The following is a 19,218-nucleotide window of genomic DNA, read 5'->3' as shown; positions in this document are numbered from 1 at the left end:
GTAATTGACCCCCTTTTTTATTATAGAGTTTTCTTGATGAGCGCGGATGGAATCCGTGCTCCTTTTTTTGTCGTTTTTGAAGAAGGGAGAATCATTGTCGCTTTTCTCATTTAACTGTATACTATAGAATTAGGAACGTGGGGTGATGAAGTTGCAACGGATAACCAATTGTATTTTAACTTCTGAGGAACAATGCCTTTTGTTGCAAAAGCCAAGTAAAGGCTGGTGGGTCGCTCCAGGTGGAAAAATGGAACCAACAGAGACGATTCAAGAAGCAGCAATTAGAGAATTGAAAGAAGAAACAGGTCTTCTTGTGAAGCAGCCAGAACTTCAAGCGGTAACAACAATGGTGATTGTTAATGAAGACGAGAGCATTCAGAATGAGTGGATGATGTTTACATTTAAGGCTGTCGAAGCTTCAGGTCAACTGTTTAAACATTCTCCTGAAGGGAAGTTGCAGTGGCAACCTAATCAAGCATATCAAACCTTGCCGATGGCTGAAGGCGACCGGCTTATATTCGATCACGTCTTTCATGGCAAAGGAATGTTATATAGCACGTTTTATTATGATACATCACATAACCTATTAAAAGAAAGAAGAAGTTCGGCTTTTATGTAAGGAGGGCTCGACGTTGAAAAGTGCAGATGTAGAAGTTGTCGTTATAACAGGAATGTCTGGTGCTGGGAAAACGGTAGCTGTGCAAAGCTTTGAAGATTTAGGCTATTATTGCGTTGATAACCTTCCTCCGGCACTGTTGCCTAAGTTTATTGAGCTGATTGAAGGCGGCGTTGATAAAGTGACAAAAGTCGCTTTAGTGATGGATTTAAGAGGACAATCGTTCTTTGATGAATTCTTTCGAGCGATTGATTCCCTTCGCGAGGAACCGGCAGAACGAATTCATATTCAAATTTTGTACTTAGATGCCAAAGATGCAAAGCTTGTACAGCGTTATAAAGAGACAAGGCGGACTCACCCGCTAGCTAAGAGTGGATTGCCGTTAGAAGGGATTAAGAAAGAGCGCGAACTTCTTGAAGAAATGAAAGGAAGAGCGCAGCAAATTATCGATACGACAGAATTAAAGCCTGTTCAACTACGTTCGAAAATAATGGAGCGCTTTTCTTCTAATGTCAGTGAGGCATTTACGGTTCACTTTGTCTCGTTTGGTTTCAAATATGGGATTCCGATTGATGCAGATGTCGTGTTTGATGTTCGGTTTTTACCTAACCCTCACTATTTAGATGAGCTTCGGCCAAAAACCGGTCTTCAATCAGAAGTTTCATCTTACGTATTAAAGTGGAAAGAAACGAAGCAATTTTTAGATAAATTAACGGATTTGTTCGACTTTACGCTACCGCACTACAAACGAGAAGGGAAAAGTCAGGTTGTTATAGGGATAGGATGCACAGGGGGTCAGCATCGTTCGGTGACACTTGCAGAATATTTAGCAGACTATTACAACCCACACTATAATGTCTATGCATCTCATCGAGACATCGATAAGAGGAAGGCTAACTCCTTATGAGAAAAAAAGTTGTCGTAATTGGTGGCGGAACAGGACTATCTGTCATCTTAAAAGGATTAAAGACATACCCAGTCGATATTACAGCCATTGTAACTGTTGCCGATGACGGTGGAAGTTCTGGTATTTTAAGAAAAGAATTAGATATTCCACCTCCGGGAGATGTTCGAAATGTTTTGGTCGCACTGGCAGAAGTGGAACCGTTAGTGGAAGAGTTATTTCAACATCGATTCGCGAGTGGCGACGGATTAAATGGCCACTCCCTTGGAAACTTATTGTTGGCAGGAATGACCTCTATCACTGGTGACTTTCAGAAAGGGATCGCTACATTGAGTCGAGTCTTAAATGTTCGGGGAAGTGTATTACCTGCGGCGAATAAAAGCATTATTTTACATGCTGAAATGGAAGACGGTACTCATGTGAGTGGTGAATCAAAAATTCCCCTTGCAGAAAAGAAAATTAAGCGTGTTTATTTAACACCAAAGGACATCTCTCCATTATCAGAGACGTTACATGCATTAAAAACAGCAGACTTAATTGTTTTAGGACCTGGTTCTCTTTATACGAGTATTTTGCCGAATTTGTTAGTACCTGGTATTGTTGAAGCCATTATGACTTCGAAGGCAAAAAGAGCTTATATTTGTAATGTCATGACGCAAGCTGGAGAAACGGATCATTATGCGGTCTCGGATCATGTTCAAGCCATTCTTACCCATTGTCAAAGCCAAATTGTGCAACATGTGTTAGTCAATCATCAGCAGTTGACAGAAACGGCACTTTCCCGTTATCGCATGGAGAAAGCTGAGCAAGTCGTCATTGACGAGACGAAGTTAAAAGAATTAGGAGTTTCGGTTATAAAAGATCAGTTTGTGGTAGAATCAGATTATAAGCTTAGGCACGATGCAAAGAGAGTGTCTGAAGCATTATTGAGTTTATTGGATATAGAAAAATAAAGAGTAAGAACGCGTGTTGGATCTGTTCAGTTAGAAAGGGTGGTCGGGCGTGTCTTTTGCAGCAAGCGCCAAAAAGGAGTTAACACAGCTTGACGTGCAGTCCTGCTGTGCTAGAGCTGAACTTTCTGCGTTGATTCGCATGAATGGCTCGTTATCGTTAGCAAATCAGCAGATCAGCCTAGATGTTACAACGGAAAATGCAGCAATCGCAAGAAGGATGTATACATTAATCAAACGATTGTATCCTCATATACACATTGAATTACTTGTCAGAAAAAAAATGAGGCTAAAGAAAAACAATGTTTATCTTGTACGTATTACAAAAGAAGCGCGAGAACTTTTAGGGGACTTACACATTTTAAAAGAACCATTTGAATTTATACGTACAATTTCCCCCTCTATTGTGCAAAATGCGTGTTGTAAACGAGCCTATTTAAGAGGGGCGTTTTTGGCAGGGGGGTCCATTAACCATCCTGAAACCTCTTCTTATCATCTTGAGATATTCTCTCTCTATGAAGAGCACAATCAAGCAGTATGTGAATTAATGAACGAATTTTCCTTATCAGCCAAGACACTTGAGAGGAAAAAAGGGTTTATTACGTATCTAAAGGAAAGCGAGAAAATTACGGAATTCCTGAACATCATTGGTGCACATCAAGCTTTGCTTTATTTTGAAGACGTACGCATCTTAAAAGATATGCGAAACTCAGTGAATCGACTTGTAAATTGCGAAACAGCAAACTTGAATAAAACGGTTGGTGCTGCCCTTCGCCAGGTCGAAAATATTCGCTTCATTGAAAAAGAAATTGGTTTGGATCAGCTTCCACCCAAATTACAAGAAATTGCAAAGCTACGAGTGACCCACCAAGATGTAACATTAAAGGAACTTGGTGAAATGGTTGAGGGTGGTAAGGTGAGCAAGTCTGGAGTCAATCATCGTTTGCGAAAAATTGATGAATTTGCAGACAAGCTTAGAAACGGTACGTATAATCAGAAATAAAGGTAACTATTAAGTATAAAGGAGAAGAATTATGGCGCAAAAAGAAGTAACAATTGAGTTGAAAACGGGCTTGCAAGCACGTCCAGCAGCACTTTTTGTACAAGAGGCAAATCGCTTTGCAGCAGATGTTTATATTGTCAAAGATCATTCTAAAGTGAATGCAAAAAGCATTATGGGGTTAATGAGTCTTGCTCTTGGAAAGGGAACCGTTATTACCATTGTAACGGAAGGGCATGATGAAGACGAAGCGTTAGATGCTCTTGTTGAGTATGTTCAGAACGAAGATTGATCGAACATCCTTTTTAGACTATGTTCTTTTTGAAACCGAAGAAAGTGGTGGTTCGTATACAATCAAAAGGGGTTGAGCATATGCGTGATAACGATATTATTGATTATCGAGAAGAGAAAGAGCCGGATGGAAAAGTGGCGGTTACGTTACTTTATGTCTTGAGTTTTTTTGCACCGATACTTGCGCCATTACTTATATGGCTCTTGTTAAAAAGAGAATCGGACTTTGTTGACTTTCACGGCAAACAATATTTTAACTTCTTTCTTTCGTACACGATCTATTCACTTATCGGTAGTATTCTCATTTTCGTAGTAATTGGCTTTATCATTGTACCAATCGTTTGGTTATTGGGAATTATATTTACCATCGTTGCTGCAGTTAAGAGTTACTATGGTGAATACTATGTCATACCGCTAAGCATTCAATTCTTCAAACCATAAAAAACTCAATTATTGCTAAGCAATAATTGAGTTTTTTTGTTGTTATTTTTTGTTCGTTTCGAATACTTTATCAATCAAACCGTATTCTTTTGCTTGATCAGCCGTCATAAAGTTATCACGATCTGTATCTTTTGCAATTTGCTCATACGGTTGACCAGTGCGTTCAGCCATGATTTCATTAAGCTTCTGGCGCATTTCAATAATTCTTCTTGCATGGATTTCCATATCGGAAGCTTGACCTTGCATACCGCCTAGTGGTTGGTGAATCATCACTTCACTATTAGGAAGAGCCATTCGTTTACCTTTTGCACCTGCTGTTAGAAGGAATGCACCCATAGATGCTGCCATTCCTGTACAGATTGTGGATACGTCAGGTTTGATAAACTGCATCGTATCATAAATCGCCATTCCAGCAGTAATGGAGCCACCAGGAGAGTTAATGTAAATCGAAATATCTTTCTCAGGGTCTTCCGCTTGTAGGAAGAGTAATTGTGCAACAATTGAATTTGCTACGTTGTCATCAATAGCGCTACCAAGCATAATAATTCTGTCTTTCAAAAGGCGAGAATAAATATCGTATGCTCGTTCACCGCGGTTTGTTTGTTCAATTACAGTAGGAATTAAGTTCACGTGTGATTCCTCCTCGTTTTCGTCATAGTATAGTAGTACTTCACTACTCTAAGTCCATTCTAACCTAATGGTCAATTAAGGTCAAATTAATTGTTTGACGTATGTAAAGAGTGGTGGAAACAAAGTATTTAGTCTGCTTTCATCATAGCCTAATTAAAGCGGTTATAAACCTAAAGAAAAAAGAAGTAAAAAAGTAAGCGTTTACAACAAAAAAGCAATGATTTTATGATATGATAATTGGAGGAGGAGATCAGATATGGAGCTAGGTCTTTTTCAAAAACAAACAATAAGCTTAATCATGACCCATGAACTGCGGCAAGCCATCCACTTATTACAATATTCAACGTTAGATGTTCGCTCTTATTTAGAGGAATTAGCATTAGAAAATCCATTATTAGAGTTGAAGAAAACGAATCAGAAAGACAATCATCCTAAACTAATTAGCAGGAAAAGTGATGAAAAACATAAAGCATTAGAAAATACATCGAATGTAAACGGTACGTTAAAAGAGTATGTGAGACAACAGCTTGTTGATCTGTCGCTAACAACCAGACAAAAAAAGCGACTTGCTTTTTTGATTGAAAGCTTGAATGAAGATGGTTATTTCCCGGAATCGCTCGCTTTTTATTGTGACTGGTTAGAGTGTTCAGAAGAAGAACTGCAAGAGGGAATTCAAATACTACAATCATTAGAGCCCGCTGGGGTAGGAGCCTTTTCATTAGCGGAGTGCTTATATTTGCAAGTGATAAGACAGGGGCTAGATCATCCAGTCACTAAAGCCATTATACTGAACGACTTAGAGAAACTAGCAGCGAGAAAGTGGAAAGAGCTGTCTAAAACGTATCGAGTTGCAATGCTTGATATTCAGGAAATTTATGATGTGATCCGAACGCTCCAACCTCGGCCAGGAATATCGTTTTATACTGAACCGACTGTTTATATAGAACCTGACGTTCACTTTACACTATTTAATGGTGAAATTCTTGTGTCAACAAGTTCAACGATTGTGCCAACTATTGAAGTAAATAACGAATACAAAGAGCTTCTCCAGCTTGATCAACAAACACGACGTTATTGTAATGAGAAAGAACAACAAATCGAATGGTTATTAACGAGTTTGAAACAACGAGAGAAGACAATCTTGCAAGTAGCCGAAGTCATTAGTTACATTCAAGCGCCTTATTTTATGTCGAAGCAAGGCCAGCTACAGCCAATGACCTTACAAATGATTGCTACTGAGCTTGATATTCATGAATCAACTGTAAGTCGAGCAACGGCAAATAAATATGCACAGACTCCACGTGGTTTAATTGAATTAAAATCATTATTTTCTGCACGTGCTTCAGCGATAAATGAAAGCATTTCGAATTCATCTGTAAAGTCTTTGCTCAAACAAATGATTGAAATAGAGAACAAAGAAAAGCCATTGTCTGATCAACAAATTGTTGAATTGCTAAAAACCAATGAAGGGATTTCGCTTTCGAGAAGGGTAATAGCAAAATATCGGGATGAACTTGGCATTTTATCGTCTGTGAAACGAAAGCGATACGACGATCACGAAAGGATTGGCTAATGATAGTAACGTTTTACACAAAAGAACATTGTCCCCTATGTGACAAAGGGTACCGAGAAGTAGAAACTTTTGCTAAGGAATATGAGCTTTCCATTAGAAAGGTCGATATTTATTCAGATGACACGTTATTGGAAAAGTTTCATCTAATGATTCCGGTTGTCTATTATGAAAGCCATGAGCTCGGGTTTGGTCAACTAAGTGCAGATGAACTAGAAGAGAGTTTTAAACAAATAGAAAAAGAAAAATAAGTGCTTTAACTTGTTTAATTATCACTTCCTTGTTAAAATACAAGCGTAAGTGATATTTTTTTACCCTTGTCGGGACATAATATGTCACAGGTGGACTGAATGCGTCCCGGTGTTGGAGGTGATTTCATTCGTTCGTTACTAAAATTACAGCAACATCTAGTACCTGATCTCATGCAGACGATGTTAAAACGATATCGATTCTTGCAATCCATTCGGTTAATGCAGCCGATCGGGAGACGTGGATTAGCGACAAACATGCAGCTGTCAGAGCGAATTGTAAGAGGTGAGGTCACTTTCTTGAAAGACCAAGGGCTGATTGACCTTAGTACAGCTGGTATGACACTAACCACTCACGGAGAAGCGGTTTTTCTTGAATTAGAGGAAGTCGTTTCTGAATTACTTGGTTTAAGTCAGTTGGGAGATCGGTTATCCGCTCATCTTGGCGTTGCAACTGTCATTGTTGTAGCTGGAAATAGTGATGAAGAAGAATGGGTGAAACAAGAGCTTGGTAGAGCCTGTATGAAAGAAATACAAGCTATTGCAAAGGCAAATGATGTACTTGCTGTTATGGGCGGCACAACTCTTGCTGCGGTAGCGAACATGGCAGAGCGAAATGAAACCCTTGCTTCTACGATCTTTGTTCCTGCTAGAGGTGGGCTTGGTGAGAAAGTGGAAATACAAGCAAACACGATTAGCGCTGAATTTGCCAGAAGAACTGGTGCAGCCTATCGATTGTTACATGTTCCAGATCAGCTAAGTGAAGATGCGTACCATTCTCTTGTATTAGAACCAACCGTAAAGGATATTCTAGAAGTGATTAAATCTTCAGCGGTTGTTATACACGGTATTGGTGATGCACAACGAATGGCTACAAGACGTCATTCAAAAGACCTGTTTATTGAAACGCTTGAGCGGGAAGAAGCGGTAGCAGAAGCATTTGGCTACTACTTTGATGCTGCTGGGAAAATCATCTATAAACAGCGAACAATCGGTCTTCAGCTGAACGAGTTAGAAGGGAAACATGTCATATCCGTTGCTGGTGGCAAGTCAAAGGCGAATGCGATTCTTGCATTTATGAAGCATCGACCGAGTGATGTTCTTGTTACTGATGAAGCAGCTGCTAAGGAACTTTTGCAACACAAAGCTTGAAAAAAAGGGATTCCCTTTTTCATAAATGACTAGGAGGAAATGAATAATGGCAACTAAAATTGGTATTAATGGATTTGGACGTATTGGACGTAACGTATTTCGCGCAGCTTTAAACAACCCGAATGTAGAGGTTGTTGCAATCAACGATTTAACAGATGCAAACATGCTTGCACACCTACTTAAATATGACACTGTACACGGTGTACTTGACGTGCAAGTAGAAGCAAAAGACAACACACTTGTTGTTGATGGAAAAGAAATTTATGTATCTGCTGAACGTAACCCTGCTGAAATCGGTTGGGGCGAGCGTGGCGTAGAAGTTGTTGTTGAGTCAACTGGTTTCTTTACAAAACGCGCAGATGCGGCTAAACACATTGAAGCAGGAGCGAAAAAAGTAATCATTTCTGCACCAGCTTCTGATGAAGATATCACTGTTGTAATGGGTGTAAACGAAGATAAATACGATGCAGCAAACCACCACGTTATTTCAAATGCATCTTGTACGACAAACTGTCTGTCTCCATTCGCAAAAGTATTGAATGACAAATTCGGTATCCGCCGTGGTTTAATGAACACCGTTCACTCTTATACAAATGACCAGCAAATTCTAGACTTGCCGCACAAAGACTACCGTCGTGCTCGTGCAGCAGCTGAGAACATTATTCCGACATCTACTGGTGCAGCAAAAGCAGTAGCACTTGTACTTCCTGAACTTAAAGGGAAATTAAATGGTGCGGCTATGCGTGTTCCTACACCAAACGTATCACTAGTTGACCTTGTTGCTGAACTTGATACAGAAGTAACAGCTGAAGAAGTAAACGCTGCGCTTAAAGAAGCAGCTGAAGGCGATCTTAAAGGCATTCTTGCTTATTCAGAAGACCCACTAGTTTCTCAAGACTATAACGGTAACCCACATTCTTCTACTATTGATGCATTATCAACAATGGTAATGGAAGGAAACATGGTTAAAGTGATTTCTTGGTACGATAACGAGTCTGGCTACTCTAACCGTGTCGTTGACTTAGTAGACTACATTGCAAGCAAAGGGCTTTAAGTTTAAAATAGACAAGTGAGAGGAGGAAGGCTCGTTGCCTCCCTCCTTTGCGCTGTCTGTAAGACTTACTAGGAGGTTTATCTCATGAATAAAAAAACCCTTCATGATTATGAATTACAGGGAAAAGTCGTTTTTTGTCGCGTAGATTTTAACGTGCCAATGAAAGACGGAGCAATTACAGATGAAACAAGAATTAAAGCAGCTATTCCGACGATTCAATATTTAAAAGAACAAGGGGCAAAAGTTCTTCTTGCGAGTCATCTCGGTCGTCCTAAAGGTGAAGTGGTTGAAGAATTACGTTTAGCGCCAGTGGCAAAACGCTTAGGTGATTTATTAGGACAAGACGTAAAAGCAGTGAAAGAAGCTTACGGCTCAGAAGTAGAGCATGCGGTGGCATCGATGAACGATGGCGATATTACAGTGCTTGAAAATGTCCGTTTTTATCCAGGCGAAGAAAAGAATGATGCAGAACTAGCGAAAGCATTTGCAAGTCTAGCAGACCTTTATGTAAATGATGCATTCGGTGCGGCTCACCGTGCGCATGCGTCTACTGAAGGCATTGCACAATACTTACCATCGGCGGCTGGCTTTTTAATGGAGAAAGAGCTTGATGTTTTAGGGAAAGCTCTTGAAACACCAGAACGCCCTTTCACAGCCGTTATTGGTGGAGCGAAAGTTAAAGACAAAATTGGTGTGATTGATCACTTATTAGACAAAGTTGACAACCTTATTATTGGTGGCGGTCTTGCGTATACCTTTGTTAAAGCACAAGGTCATGAGGTTGGGAAATCCTTGTTAGAAGAAGACAAAATTGACTTGGCGAAGCAATTTATGCAAAAAGCAAAAGACAAAGGTGTTCACTTCTACATGCCGGAAGATGTTATTGTTGCCGATGATTTCTCAGATGACGCAAACAAGAAAGAAGTTGCCATTTCTGAGATTCCAGCAGATTGGGAAGCGCTCGATATTGGATCAAAAACAGCCAACACATATGCAAACGTGTTAAAAGAATCAAAGCTTGTGATTTGGAACGGACCAATGGGAGTATTTGAGCTTGATTCATTCGCAAATGGAACAAAAGCAATTGCACATGCTTTAGCTGAAGCAGAAGGAACTTATTCTGTTATTGGTGGTGGAGACTCTGCTGCTGCAGTTGAGAAATTTGGTTTAGCTGAAAAAATGAGCCATATTTCTACTGGTGGAGGAGCAAGCCTAGAGTTTATGGAAGGTAAAGATCTTCCAGGCGTCATTGCTTTAACAGATAAGTAATATAAAGAAGAGGTGAAAGAACGTATGCGTAAGCCTATTATTGCAGGTAACTGGAAAATGAATAAAACATTAAGCGAAGCAACATCTTTCGCAGAAGCGGTTAAAAACGATATCCCAATTCAATCAGGTGTGGATACTGTTGTTTGTGCACCTGCACTTTTCTTAGAGCGTCTTGTTGATGCTGCAAAAGGTACAGACTTACGAATTGGTGCACAAACGATGCACTTTGAAGAGAATGGCGCATTTACTGGCGAAATTAGCCCTGTTGCTCTTCAAGATTTAAACGTTTCTTATGTCATTATCGGTCATTCAGAGCGTCGCGAGATGTTTGCAGAAACGGATGAAACGGTAAATAAAAAAGTTCACGCTGCATTTGCTCACAATTTAGTACCAATTATGTGTTGTGGGGAAACAGATGAAGAGCGCGAATCTGGAAAAATGGAAGCTGTCGTTAAAGAGCAAGTAGAAAAAGGTCTTGCAGGATTAAGCGAAGAGCAAGTGAAGCAAACTGTTATCGCATACGAGCCTATTTGGGCGATTGGTACTGGCAAGTCTGCAACGGAAAAAGATGCAAATGCAGCATGTGCATTCGTACGAAAAGTTGTGGCAGAGGCGTTTTCTCAAGAAGCTGCTGATGCGGTTCGTATTCAGTACGGTGGAAGCGTAAAACCAGCAAACATTAAAGACTATATGGCGCAAAGCGATATTGATGGTGCCCTTGTTGGTGGAGCGAGCCTTGAAGCGGATTCATTTAAAGAATTAGCTGGTGCTGCAAAATGAGTAAACAGCCAGTTGCGCTAATTATTCTCGATGGCTTTGGTCTTCGAGATGAGGCAAAAGGCAATGCCGTTGCGCATGCAAACAAACCTAACTTTGATCGCTATTGGAACGAATATCCTCATGCTACATTACGTGCCGATGGAGAATATGTTGGTTTACCCGAAGGTCAGATGGGCAATTCGGAAGTTGGTCACCTAAATATCGGTGCAGGTCGAGTCGTTTATCAAAGTCTAACGCGCGTAAACCTGTCGATTCGCACAGGAGAGTTCTTTGAAAATGAGACATTCCAACAGGCAATGGATCATGTAAATGAAAAAGATTCTGCGCTACACATTTATGGACTACTATCTGATGGTGGGATACACAGTCATATTGAGCACATTTATGCAGTACTTGATCTAGCAAAGCAAAAAGGCGTGAAGCGAGTCTATGTACATGGCTTCCTTGATGGAAGAGACGTAGGTCCGACATCAGCCGAAGTGTATTTGCAAGGGTTACAAACGAAACTTGACGAACTTGGAACTGGTCAATTGGCGTCTGTGCACGGACGTTACTATGCAATGGACCGAGATAAGCGTTGGGATCGTGTAGAAAAATCGTACCGAGCAATGGTATATGGAGAAGGCCCAACATACAAATCAGGGATTGAAGTGGTTGAAGATAGCTACAAAAATGACATTCTTGATGAGTTTGTTATTCCTTCTGTCATCACGAACGAAGATGGTTCACCTGTTGCAACTGTGAAGGACAATGATGCAGTTATCTTCTGTAACTTCCGTCCTGACCGTGCAATTCAATTATCACAAGTGTTCACAAACGAAGATTTCCGCGGATTTGATCGTGGATCAGAACACCCACATCAATTGCATTTTGTTTGCTTAACAAAATTTAGTGAAACGGTTGATGGTTTTGTTGCGTTCAAGCCAACTAACTTAGACAATACTCTAGGTGAAGTTTTGGCTCAGCAACAGTATAAACAGCTCCGTATTGCAGAGACAGAAAAGTACCCACATGTTACGTTCTTCTTTAGTGGAGGAAGAGAACAGCCGTTTGAAGGAGAAGACCGGATTCTCATTGATTCTCCTAAAGTGGCCACATACGATTTAAAACCAGAAATGAGTGCTTATGAAGTAACAGAGGCATTGGTGGCAGATATTGAAGCGGATAAGCATGACGCGATTATTTTAAACTTTGCTAATCCCGATATGGTCGGTCACTCTGGTAAATTAGAGCCAACGGTAAAGGCAATCGAAGCGGTTGATGAGTGTCTAGGACGAGTCATTGAAGCCCTTCATCAAAAAGGCGGAAAAGCTATCATTACTGCTGATCACGGTAATGCTGATGAAGTGATTACGCTTGAAGGCAATCCAATGACAGCTCATACAACAAACAAAGTTCCGGTTATCGTGACGGACAAGCATGCAACGTTACGAGAAGATGGGATTTTAGCTGATCTAGCACCAACGGTTCTTGACTTATTAGGGGCAACAAAGCCAAAAGAAATGACAGGAACAACATTAAGAAAATAAACTATTTTAAATAGGAGTGACTTTCCAAATGACAATTATCTCTGATATTTATGCACGCGAAGTACTAGATTCTCGCGGTAACCCAACGGTAGAAGTAGAAGTTCATCTTGAATCAGGCGTTATGGGGCGCGCGCTAGTTCCAAGTGGCGCATCAACTGGTGAATATGAAGCAGTTGAATTACGTGACGGCGGCGAGCGCTACATGGGTAAAGGTGTAGAGAAAGCTGTAGCGAACGTAAACGAAACCATTGCACCAGAATTAATTGGTGAAAACGTTCTTGACCAAATTGGAATTGACCGCTTGATGATTGAGCTTGACGGAACTGAAAACAAAGGTAATTTAGGCGCGAACGCAATTCTTGGGGTATCTATGGCTTGTGCGCATGCTGCGGCTGAAGCTCTTGACCTTCCACTATATGTTTATCTTGGTGGATTCAATGCGAAGCAACTTCCAGTACCAATGATGAACATCATCAACGGTGGTGAGCACGCTGATAATAACGTAGATATTCAAGAATTTATGGTTATGCCAGTAGGTGCTGAAAGCTTCAAAGAAGCACTACGTATGGGCGCAGAAATTTTCCATAACTTAAAATCTGTTCTTAAGTCTAAAGGCTACAACACTGCTGTAGGTGACGAAGGCGGATTTGCACCAAACCTTTCTTCAAACGAAGAAGCCTTATCAACAATTATTGAAGCAATCGAAAAAGCAGGTTATAAGCCTGGAGAGCAAGTACAATTAGCAATGGACGTTGCTTCTTCTGAGCTGTTCAACAAAGAAGATGGCAAATACCACTTGTCTGGTGAAGGAAAAGTTCTTTCTTCAGCAGAAATGGTTGATTTCTACGCTGAGCTTTGTGAAAAATACCCAATCATCTCGATTGAAGATGGCTTAGATGAAAACGACTGGGATGGTCACAAGCTTCTTACTGAGCGTCTTGGTGATAAAGTACAACTTGTTGGTGACGACTTGTTTGTAACAAACACAAAGAAACTTGCTGAAGGAATTGAAAAAGGAATTAGTAATTCAATTCTTATCAAAGTAAACCAAATTGGTACACTGACCGAAACATTTGACGCGATTGAAATGGCGAAGCGTGCTGGTTACACTGCTGTTATCTCTCACCGTTCTGGTGAAACAGAAGATGCGACAATTGCGGACATCGCTGTTGCAACAAACGCTGGTCAAATCAAAACAGGTGCACCTTCACGTACAGACCGTGTTGCGAAGTACAATCAACTTCTTCGTATCGAAGACGAGCTTGCTGATTTAGCACAGTACAATGGTCTTAAGTCTTTCTATAACTTAAGCAAGTAAGAGTTTTGTTCTTATGAACCTCTTAGCTCCCTAAATGGAGTTAAGAGGTTTTTTTGTATATGTAAAATTAGGAACACACTTGAATGGTGGAACCTTGGCAATGTATTGGCAGGTTGGTTTCTTAAAAGAACCGTTATTATTAAATTAAGCTCTTTAGCTTAATACAATAAGGTGAGGTGCATGTAATGGATGAGACGAATAGTTTAGTTCAAAAAAAATTTACAGTAGAGGAAGCACAGGAGCTATATTTATTTGATCTGGAGTTAGCTAATGTAACAGTAAATCAAGGGTTAACAATTGATGAGGAATTTGGGGTTATGTTTGCTACTCAAGTTTATAATGGGTTCAATGGGAAACAGGAAAGTTTTATCGTAAGTAGAACTTCTTTAGGCGGGAAATTTAAAGATCAGATGATTTTTCGTAACGGTGGGCACGGTACCTCAATTGGTATAGACAAAGAAAGTGGAAGGACCTATTTATGGACGAATATGATAGAAGTTGATCGTAATGATCAAATACGGACACAGTGGCTTTGTAGAGTACCATATGTTGCTAATACGACGATAGACATTCATCATTCAAGTGTACAGAGAATAAAAGAGTTCCCTAACCCGAATATTTATCAAACGCCGTTTTCTGATTCAAAAAATAATTTGTTGGCGTTACGTATTTCTGAGCGAATTTCAGGTAAGTTAGCTACGAGAATTGAAGTTTACAAAGTGAATGATGCAAAGAATCAACGATGGGGGAATCTAATAAATTCTTTTTCTTTTACACCTGAAATGAACAGCCAAGTTTTACAAGGTCTAGCAATTGATAATAATCACTTTTATGTTACTTTTGGACAAAGCGCACATGATTTTCATTTGTATCGTATTAACTTAAGTAACGGTACAATCATGGAAGAATTCGAGCACGCGATTGGCCACTCACCAGATGGGGAATATGTAAGAGGATTTGGAGAGCCTGAGGGCCTTTATCTGTATACGGATCCATTTACTAAATATAAAACACTATTAACGGTTATTGTTGGTGATTTAGCTGGTCGAAGAAGACAACGTTTATTTGCACTTTCGAGTAATATCGGTGTACAGAAGTTTCTTGGACTTGCTGGAGAAAGTGTACAAAGAGTACCTTTAACTAGAAACGATAATAAAGCGAAACGTTTTGATATGAATCGTGTTACTTCAATCTCCCAAATAAGAGAACCAGGTTCATATTATATGACTACTGTTGAAGGCAATACCCTATCTGACCATCCAAAGAAAAATGTTGCAGGCTGGTGGTTATATGTCTCTGGTGGAGACAGTGGCTCAGGAATAAACTATGGATGTCATCAATTGCTCGTTAGGAATTCTGTTGTTCATGCAGAGGTGTATAGTCGGGTTGTTCCAAGTACAGGTAACCCATCTGCATGGCGGGAAATGGAATTTAAATGAAATTAACTAAGTTAGTCAATGCGATCTTTAATAATACAAGACCAACTGTTTCATACAGATCGTAACTGCTCAATCCCTACTTAGGTAAAATTGTCTGGAATTTCACTTTTAGTTCGTAATGTGTCTCGCTTTTTCTTCCTTCTAGCTCACGTTATAATAGAAAGAAGAAGCTGAATTATATAGGAGAATAAGAATGAAATTAATTATTGGCGTAACAGGGGCGACAGGAGCACCAATCGCAATTAGATTACTCGAGACATTAAAAGAATTAAAAATCGAAACGCATCTTGTGCTATCCAAATGGGCAGCAGTGACAATTTCTCAGGAGACGTCCTATAGTGTGCAGGATGTGAAAGCGTTAGCTGATTATTCCTATAGTAGTGAAGATCAAGCAGCAGCCATATCAAGTGGCTCTAAGCGAATGGATGGAATGATGATTGTACCCTGTTCCATGAAAACCTTGGCAGCTATACGAGTAGGATTAGCAGACAATCTTGTGGCCAGAGCGGCAGATGTGATGTTAAAAGAACGTAAACCGTTACTACTAATGACGAGAGAAACGCCATTCAATACGATTCACTTAGAAAATATGACGGAACTTTCAAGGATGGGGGTAACCATTTTTCCACCGATGCCTGCTTTTTATAACCAACCCCAATCCATAGATGACCTAATTGACCATCTTGTTTACCGTGCTCTCGATCAATTTGGAATTGATCATCAATGGAACAAGCGCTGGGAGGGCTTGAAAGGTGAGTAGTTCTTTGCCTGAACAAGTGCAGGCGTTCTTGGATGGATCGGATCTCGATCAAAAAAAAGAAATGGCGATGTACTTTGTGACGTTAGATAATGAAGGCTTTCCTTATAAAGCAATGATAAGTGTTGGTGAAGTAGTAGCTTTAGATGAGACAACTCTTCGCATTGCGCTTTGGGAGCATTCTAAATCGGCATCGTTTACAAAACAATCAAAGAAAGCAGCACTCTTTCTTGTTTTACCGCCAACTGCGTATGACCTTCAGTTGACGGTAACGTACGTTAGAACCGAAGCAGGACAGGTGATATTTGAAGGGGCGCTTAAACAGGTGAAAGTCGATTTAGCGCCTTATGCAACGATTGTATCAAGTGTACAATGTCGACTTAAAGAGGAATACCAAACCGTACAACAGTGGTCTATGAAGCATAAGCTATTGAAAAAATGACCCCTTGTCTACACCTATCCACTATGTTAAGATAGAAGCACTGAATGTGTTTACGGAGGTGTAGGGATGCAACTGTTTTTAATGATTGCGTTAATTATTGTATCTGTTTTACTTGTAACGGTCGTTTTATTACAACCAGGTCGTAGTTCTGGTTTAGCCGGCGCAATATCTGGTGGAGCAGAGCAGTTACTTGGAAAACAGAAAGCGCGAGGTCTTGAGGCGGTTTTGCATCGAGCGACTATTGTGTTGGCTGTATTGTTTTTCATATTAACAGCAGCAAATGCGTATTTCCTATAAGTAGAACGAAACGTCTGGACATGATTCACTCCAGGCGTTTTTTGTGTTTGAAAAAGGACAAAAAGAGGAAAACTGGGCATGAAGAGGTGATCGTTCCGTGCGGCTTAGTATTTTAGATCAAGTCCCTGTCTCCATTGGTCATACAGCAGAAAAAACGGCAAGTCAAACGATAAACCTTGTAGAGAAAGCAGAGGCATTAGGCTATGAACGTTATTGGTTTGCAGAGCATCATGGTACGAAGGGGATGCTCTCAAGCTCACCAGAAATCTGGATGGCAGCAGCTGCTGCGCGAACGTCTCACATTCGAATAGGATCGGGTGGTGTGTTACTCCCTCAATATAGCTCCTATAAAGTGGCAAGCCTTTTTAATCAACTCGAAGTGATGTTTCCTAATCGAATTGATGGAGGAATAGGGCGCTCTCCAGGTGGAAATGAGCGGATTCGAGAGGCACTTGCGAATGGAAAAGAGAGTGAAGTGCATCGCTTTTGGGAAAAAGTAGATGAAGTGATAGAGTGGACAACGAAACGGAGCTTTCGAGGTATGACAGCATCGCCGTTACCTCTTACAAGTCCTTCTCTTTATATATTGGGATTAGGAGAAAGAAGCGCACGTATTGCTGGAGAGAAGCATCTAGGGTTTGTTCATGGCTATTTCATTCAGCCTAATCGTGTAAAAGAAGCCCATCAAGCATATCAACGTGTAACGAAAGACAGCCAGAATGCTTTAACAGCGGTCTTTGTTATTTGTGGCGAGGATAATGAGCATGCGCATCTCCTTGCAGAGCAACAAGATCTGTGGTTGCTGCAAACGGAGAAGGGGATCGACAGTCGTGTTCCTATTCACTTAAAAAGGGATTTAACCGTTCGTGAAACGGAAGTGATTCAGCAAAACCGTTCGCGTATGATCATTGGATCGAAAGAAACCGTTCATTCTAAATTAGAACAATTAGCTGAACGAACACAAACGGATCAATTTCTTGTGTTAACGAATATCTATGATAATCAAGAAAAAATAAAATCCTTTGAACGCTTAGCTACGATAATGTCATCCTAATGAAAGAGGCGATGGATTTGATTGGCTGTCTATGTATTCATGGTTTCACTGGCGATCCTTGGGAAGTAGAGCCAATTTGTCAAGAATTACAAAAGCTGGACGGCTGGCTTGTTTATAGTCCTGTACTTCCTGGTCACGGCAAAGAATTAAGTGCTCTGAAGGGTGCAACCTATGAAGAGTGGGTTTATACAGTGGAAGTAGCTTTTGAGGAATTACAAAAGCGCTGTACCGATGTCTATGTCATTGGTTTTTCAATGGGCGGAATGCTTGCGACTTACATTGCGGCACGGTATTCAGTTAAAAAATTAGTGCTGTTAAATGCCGCAGCCTACTACTTTAACCCGAAACAGTTTCTAAAAGATATGATTGCGGCGGTTCGCTATCACCTGACTGGGACTCAAGAGGACGATCAGCTTATTGATCTTTACGAGAAAAAGTTTAGAGAAACTCCTTTTGCAGCTTTAGCCCAGTTTTTACAACTTGTGCAAAAAACAAAGCCTTACGCAAGTAAAATTCGTGTGCCCACGTTAATTATCCAAGGAGAAATGGATGGGCTTGTTCCCATGAAATCGGCTTACCACCTTTATGATATTATAGAATCGGATGAAAAAGAATTAATTGCCATGAAGCGGTCAAGACATATGATCTTTCATGGTTATGAAGCAGAAGAAGTCATTAATCAAATTAAAGACTTTCTATTGGAAACTAGCCAAGAGAGGAAGAAAACAACATGAAGATCGTTGCACCGAAACCATTTACATTTAAAGGGGGAAAGCGAGCTGTCCTGCTGCTGCATGGCTTTACAGGTACAACAGCAGATGTGCGGATGCTTGGCCGTTTTTTGCAAAATGAAGGCTATACGTGCCATGCGCCACTCTACCGTGGCCACGGCGTTCCTCCAGAAGAGCTTGTTCAATATAGCCCGGAAGATTGGTGGGAGGATGTTGAAGCTGCATATGAGCATCTTCAAAGTGAAGGCTATGACGAGATTGCAGTTTGTGGGTTATCCTTAGGCGGCGTATTCACATTAAAACTTGGTTTTTCTAAACCTGTAAAAGGGATCGTTTCAATGTGTGCACCTGTTCGACCGAGAACAGAAGAAGCGATTAAAGAAGGGTTTCTAAAATACGCCAAAGAATATAAACAATTAGAGAAAAAGACGGAAGAAGAAATCGATAAGGACGTCCGTGCTTTAAAGGAGACGTCAATGAATACGTTGTATCAATTACGTGGTTTAATGGACGACGTTCGAAAAGAGTTAGATCTTATTTATGCTCCAGCTCTTATTGTACAAGCAAGGCATGATGAGATGATTGATATTGAAAGTGCAAACATGATTTACAAAGAAATTGAAACAGACGACAAAGAAATAAAATGGTATGAAAAGTCTACTCATGTCATCACATTAGGAGATGAAAAAGAAACACTTCACCAAGATATTCTGTCGTTTTTAAATGAACTAGAATGGTCAAACTAA

At 40.3% G+C, this 19,218-nt stretch carries 21 protein-coding genes and 1 pseudogene; 21 read left to right on the top strand and 1 reads right to left on the bottom strand.

The window, feature by feature from the left end; translation table 11 throughout:
- Positions 1–145: 145 nt before the first annotated feature.
- From FPV17_RS16000 to FPV17_RS15975, 6 genes are all read left to right on the top strand, one after another.
- Entirely contained in the window at positions 146–619 is a 474-nt protein-coding gene (locus FPV17_RS16000) for an NUDIX hydrolase (protein ID WP_081762100.1), read from the top strand.
- 13 nt (positions 620–632) lie between these two features.
- Positions 633–1,523: an RNase adapter RapZ gene (gene rapZ, locus FPV17_RS15995; protein ID WP_144559441.1), complete on the top strand. Its 891-nt coding sequence runs from the start codon at positions 633–635 to the stop codon at positions 1,521–1,523.
- Positions 1,520–2,473 carry a gluconeogenesis morphogenetic factor MgfK gene (mgfK, locus tag FPV17_RS15990; protein ID WP_144559440.1) on the top strand — a complete coding sequence of 318 codons (954 nt, stop codon included), beginning with the start codon at positions 1,520–1,522 and terminating at the stop codon, positions 2,471–2,473. The genes rapZ and mgfK overlap by 4 nt, the downstream gene beginning before the upstream one ends.
- Before the next feature lie 49 nt (positions 2,474–2,522).
- Positions 2,523–3,473: a DNA-binding protein WhiA gene (gene whiA / locus FPV17_RS15985; protein WP_035394608.1), complete on the top strand. Its 951-nt coding sequence runs from the start codon at positions 2,523–2,525 to the stop codon at positions 3,471–3,473.
- A 31-nt stretch (positions 3,474–3,504) separates the two neighbouring features.
- Positions 3,505–3,762, top strand: a complete 258-nt coding sequence (locus tag FPV17_RS15980) for an HPr family phosphocarrier protein (RefSeq protein ID WP_035394605.1) — start codon at positions 3,505–3,507, stop codon at positions 3,760–3,762.
- An 80-nt stretch (positions 3,763–3,842) separates the two neighbouring features.
- On the top strand, positions 3,843–4,202 hold the full coding sequence (locus FPV17_RS15975) for a DUF4870 domain-containing protein (RefSeq protein ID WP_035394603.1): 360 nt from the start codon (positions 3,843–3,845) through the stop codon (positions 4,200–4,202).
- Positions 4,203–4,244: 42 nt separating this feature from the next.
- On the opposite strand, the pseudogene clpP reads toward FPV17_RS15975, so the two are convergent.
- Positions 4,245–4,838, bottom strand: a pseudogene (gene clpP / locus FPV17_RS15970) (ATP-dependent Clp endopeptidase proteolytic subunit ClpP); the annotation flags it as partial.
- A gap of 250 nt (positions 4,839–5,088) precedes the next feature.
- Here clpP and rpoN point away from each other — a divergent pair.
- The 15 genes from rpoN (at position 5,089) to FPV17_RS15895 (ending at position 19,218) form a co-directional block, all read left to right on the top strand.
- A complete protein-coding gene (rpoN, locus tag FPV17_RS15965; protein WP_144559439.1) occupies positions 5,089–6,405 on the top strand; it encodes an RNA polymerase factor sigma-54 in 1,317 nt (438 codons plus the stop codon).
- On the top strand, positions 6,405–6,653 hold the full coding sequence (locus FPV17_RS15960; RefSeq protein WP_035394600.1) for a glutaredoxin family protein: 249 nt from the start codon (positions 6,405–6,407) through the stop codon (positions 6,651–6,653). Before rpoN ends, FPV17_RS15960 begins: the two co-directional genes overlap by 1 nt.
- 99 nt (positions 6,654–6,752) lie before the next feature.
- Complete coding sequence (locus tag FPV17_RS15955; RefSeq protein ID WP_367614611.1) at positions 6,753–7,802, top strand: sugar-binding transcriptional regulator; 1,050 nt, start codon at positions 6,753–6,755, stop codon at positions 7,800–7,802.
- A 46-nt stretch (positions 7,803–7,848) separates the two neighbouring features.
- Positions 7,849–8,856, top strand: a complete 1,008-nt coding sequence (gap, locus tag FPV17_RS15950; RefSeq protein ID WP_035394596.1) for a type I glyceraldehyde-3-phosphate dehydrogenase — start codon at positions 7,849–7,851, stop codon at positions 8,854–8,856.
- A gap of 84 nt (positions 8,857–8,940) precedes the next feature.
- On the top strand, positions 8,941–10,125 hold the full coding sequence (locus tag FPV17_RS15945) for a phosphoglycerate kinase (RefSeq protein ID WP_038482571.1): 1,185 nt from the start codon (positions 8,941–8,943) through the stop codon (positions 10,123–10,125).
- Between the two features lie 24 nt (positions 10,126–10,149).
- Positions 10,150–10,905: a triose-phosphate isomerase gene (gene tpiA / locus FPV17_RS15940; RefSeq protein WP_144559438.1), complete on the top strand. Its 756-nt coding sequence runs from the start codon at positions 10,150–10,152 to the stop codon at positions 10,903–10,905.
- Positions 10,902–12,434, top strand: a complete 1,533-nt coding sequence (gene gpmI / locus FPV17_RS15935) for a 2,3-bisphosphoglycerate-independent phosphoglycerate mutase (protein WP_060703707.1) — start codon at positions 10,902–10,904, stop codon at positions 12,432–12,434. Before tpiA ends, gpmI begins: the two co-directional genes overlap by 4 nt.
- A gap of 28 nt (positions 12,435–12,462) precedes the next feature.
- On the top strand, positions 12,463–13,752 hold the full coding sequence (gene eno, locus FPV17_RS15930; protein WP_038482562.1) for a phosphopyruvate hydratase: 1,290 nt from the start codon (positions 12,463–12,465) through the stop codon (positions 13,750–13,752).
- A gap of 185 nt (positions 13,753–13,937) precedes the next feature.
- Positions 13,938–15,191: a phage baseplate protein gene (locus tag FPV17_RS15925; RefSeq protein ID WP_144559437.1), complete on the top strand. Its 1,254-nt coding sequence runs from the start codon at positions 13,938–13,940 to the stop codon at positions 15,189–15,191.
- Positions 15,192–15,384: 193 nt separating this feature from the next.
- Positions 15,385–15,951, top strand: a complete 567-nt coding sequence (locus FPV17_RS15920) for a UbiX family flavin prenyltransferase (RefSeq protein ID WP_060703712.1) — start codon at positions 15,385–15,387, stop codon at positions 15,949–15,951.
- The gene (locus FPV17_RS15915) at positions 15,944–16,390 is read left to right on the top strand and encodes a hypothetical protein (RefSeq protein WP_144559436.1); all 447 of its coding nucleotides are present in this window, start codon (positions 15,944–15,946) and stop codon (positions 16,388–16,390) included. The genes FPV17_RS15920 and FPV17_RS15915 overlap by 8 nt, the downstream gene beginning before the upstream one ends.
- Positions 16,391–16,456: 66 nt before the next feature.
- Entirely contained in the window at positions 16,457–16,687 is a 231-nt protein-coding gene (gene secG / locus FPV17_RS15910) for a preprotein translocase subunit SecG (RefSeq protein WP_035394589.1), read from the top strand.
- 97 nt (positions 16,688–16,784) lie between these two features.
- The gene (locus FPV17_RS15905) at positions 16,785–17,741 is read left to right on the top strand and encodes an LLM class flavin-dependent oxidoreductase (RefSeq protein WP_035394587.1); all 957 of its coding nucleotides are present in this window, start codon (positions 16,785–16,787) and stop codon (positions 17,739–17,741) included.
- Positions 17,742–17,758: 17 nt separating this feature from the next.
- On the top strand, positions 17,759–18,475 hold the full coding sequence (locus tag FPV17_RS15900) for an alpha/beta hydrolase (RefSeq protein WP_144559435.1): 717 nt from the start codon (positions 17,759–17,761) through the stop codon (positions 18,473–18,475).
- On the top strand, positions 18,472–19,218 hold the full coding sequence (locus FPV17_RS15895; RefSeq protein ID WP_035394586.1) for an alpha/beta hydrolase: 747 nt from the start codon (positions 18,472–18,474) through the stop codon (positions 19,216–19,218). The genes FPV17_RS15900 and FPV17_RS15895 overlap by 4 nt, the downstream gene beginning before the upstream one ends.

It is taken from the genome of Shouchella miscanthi, assembly GCF_007725405.1.
Classification (GTDB): domain Bacteria; phylum Bacillota; class Bacilli; order Bacillales; family Bacillaceae_D; genus Shouchella; species Shouchella hunanensis.
Note: the sequence above shows the minus strand (reverse complement) of the source record. Positions and strands in the feature narration are given on the sequence as shown.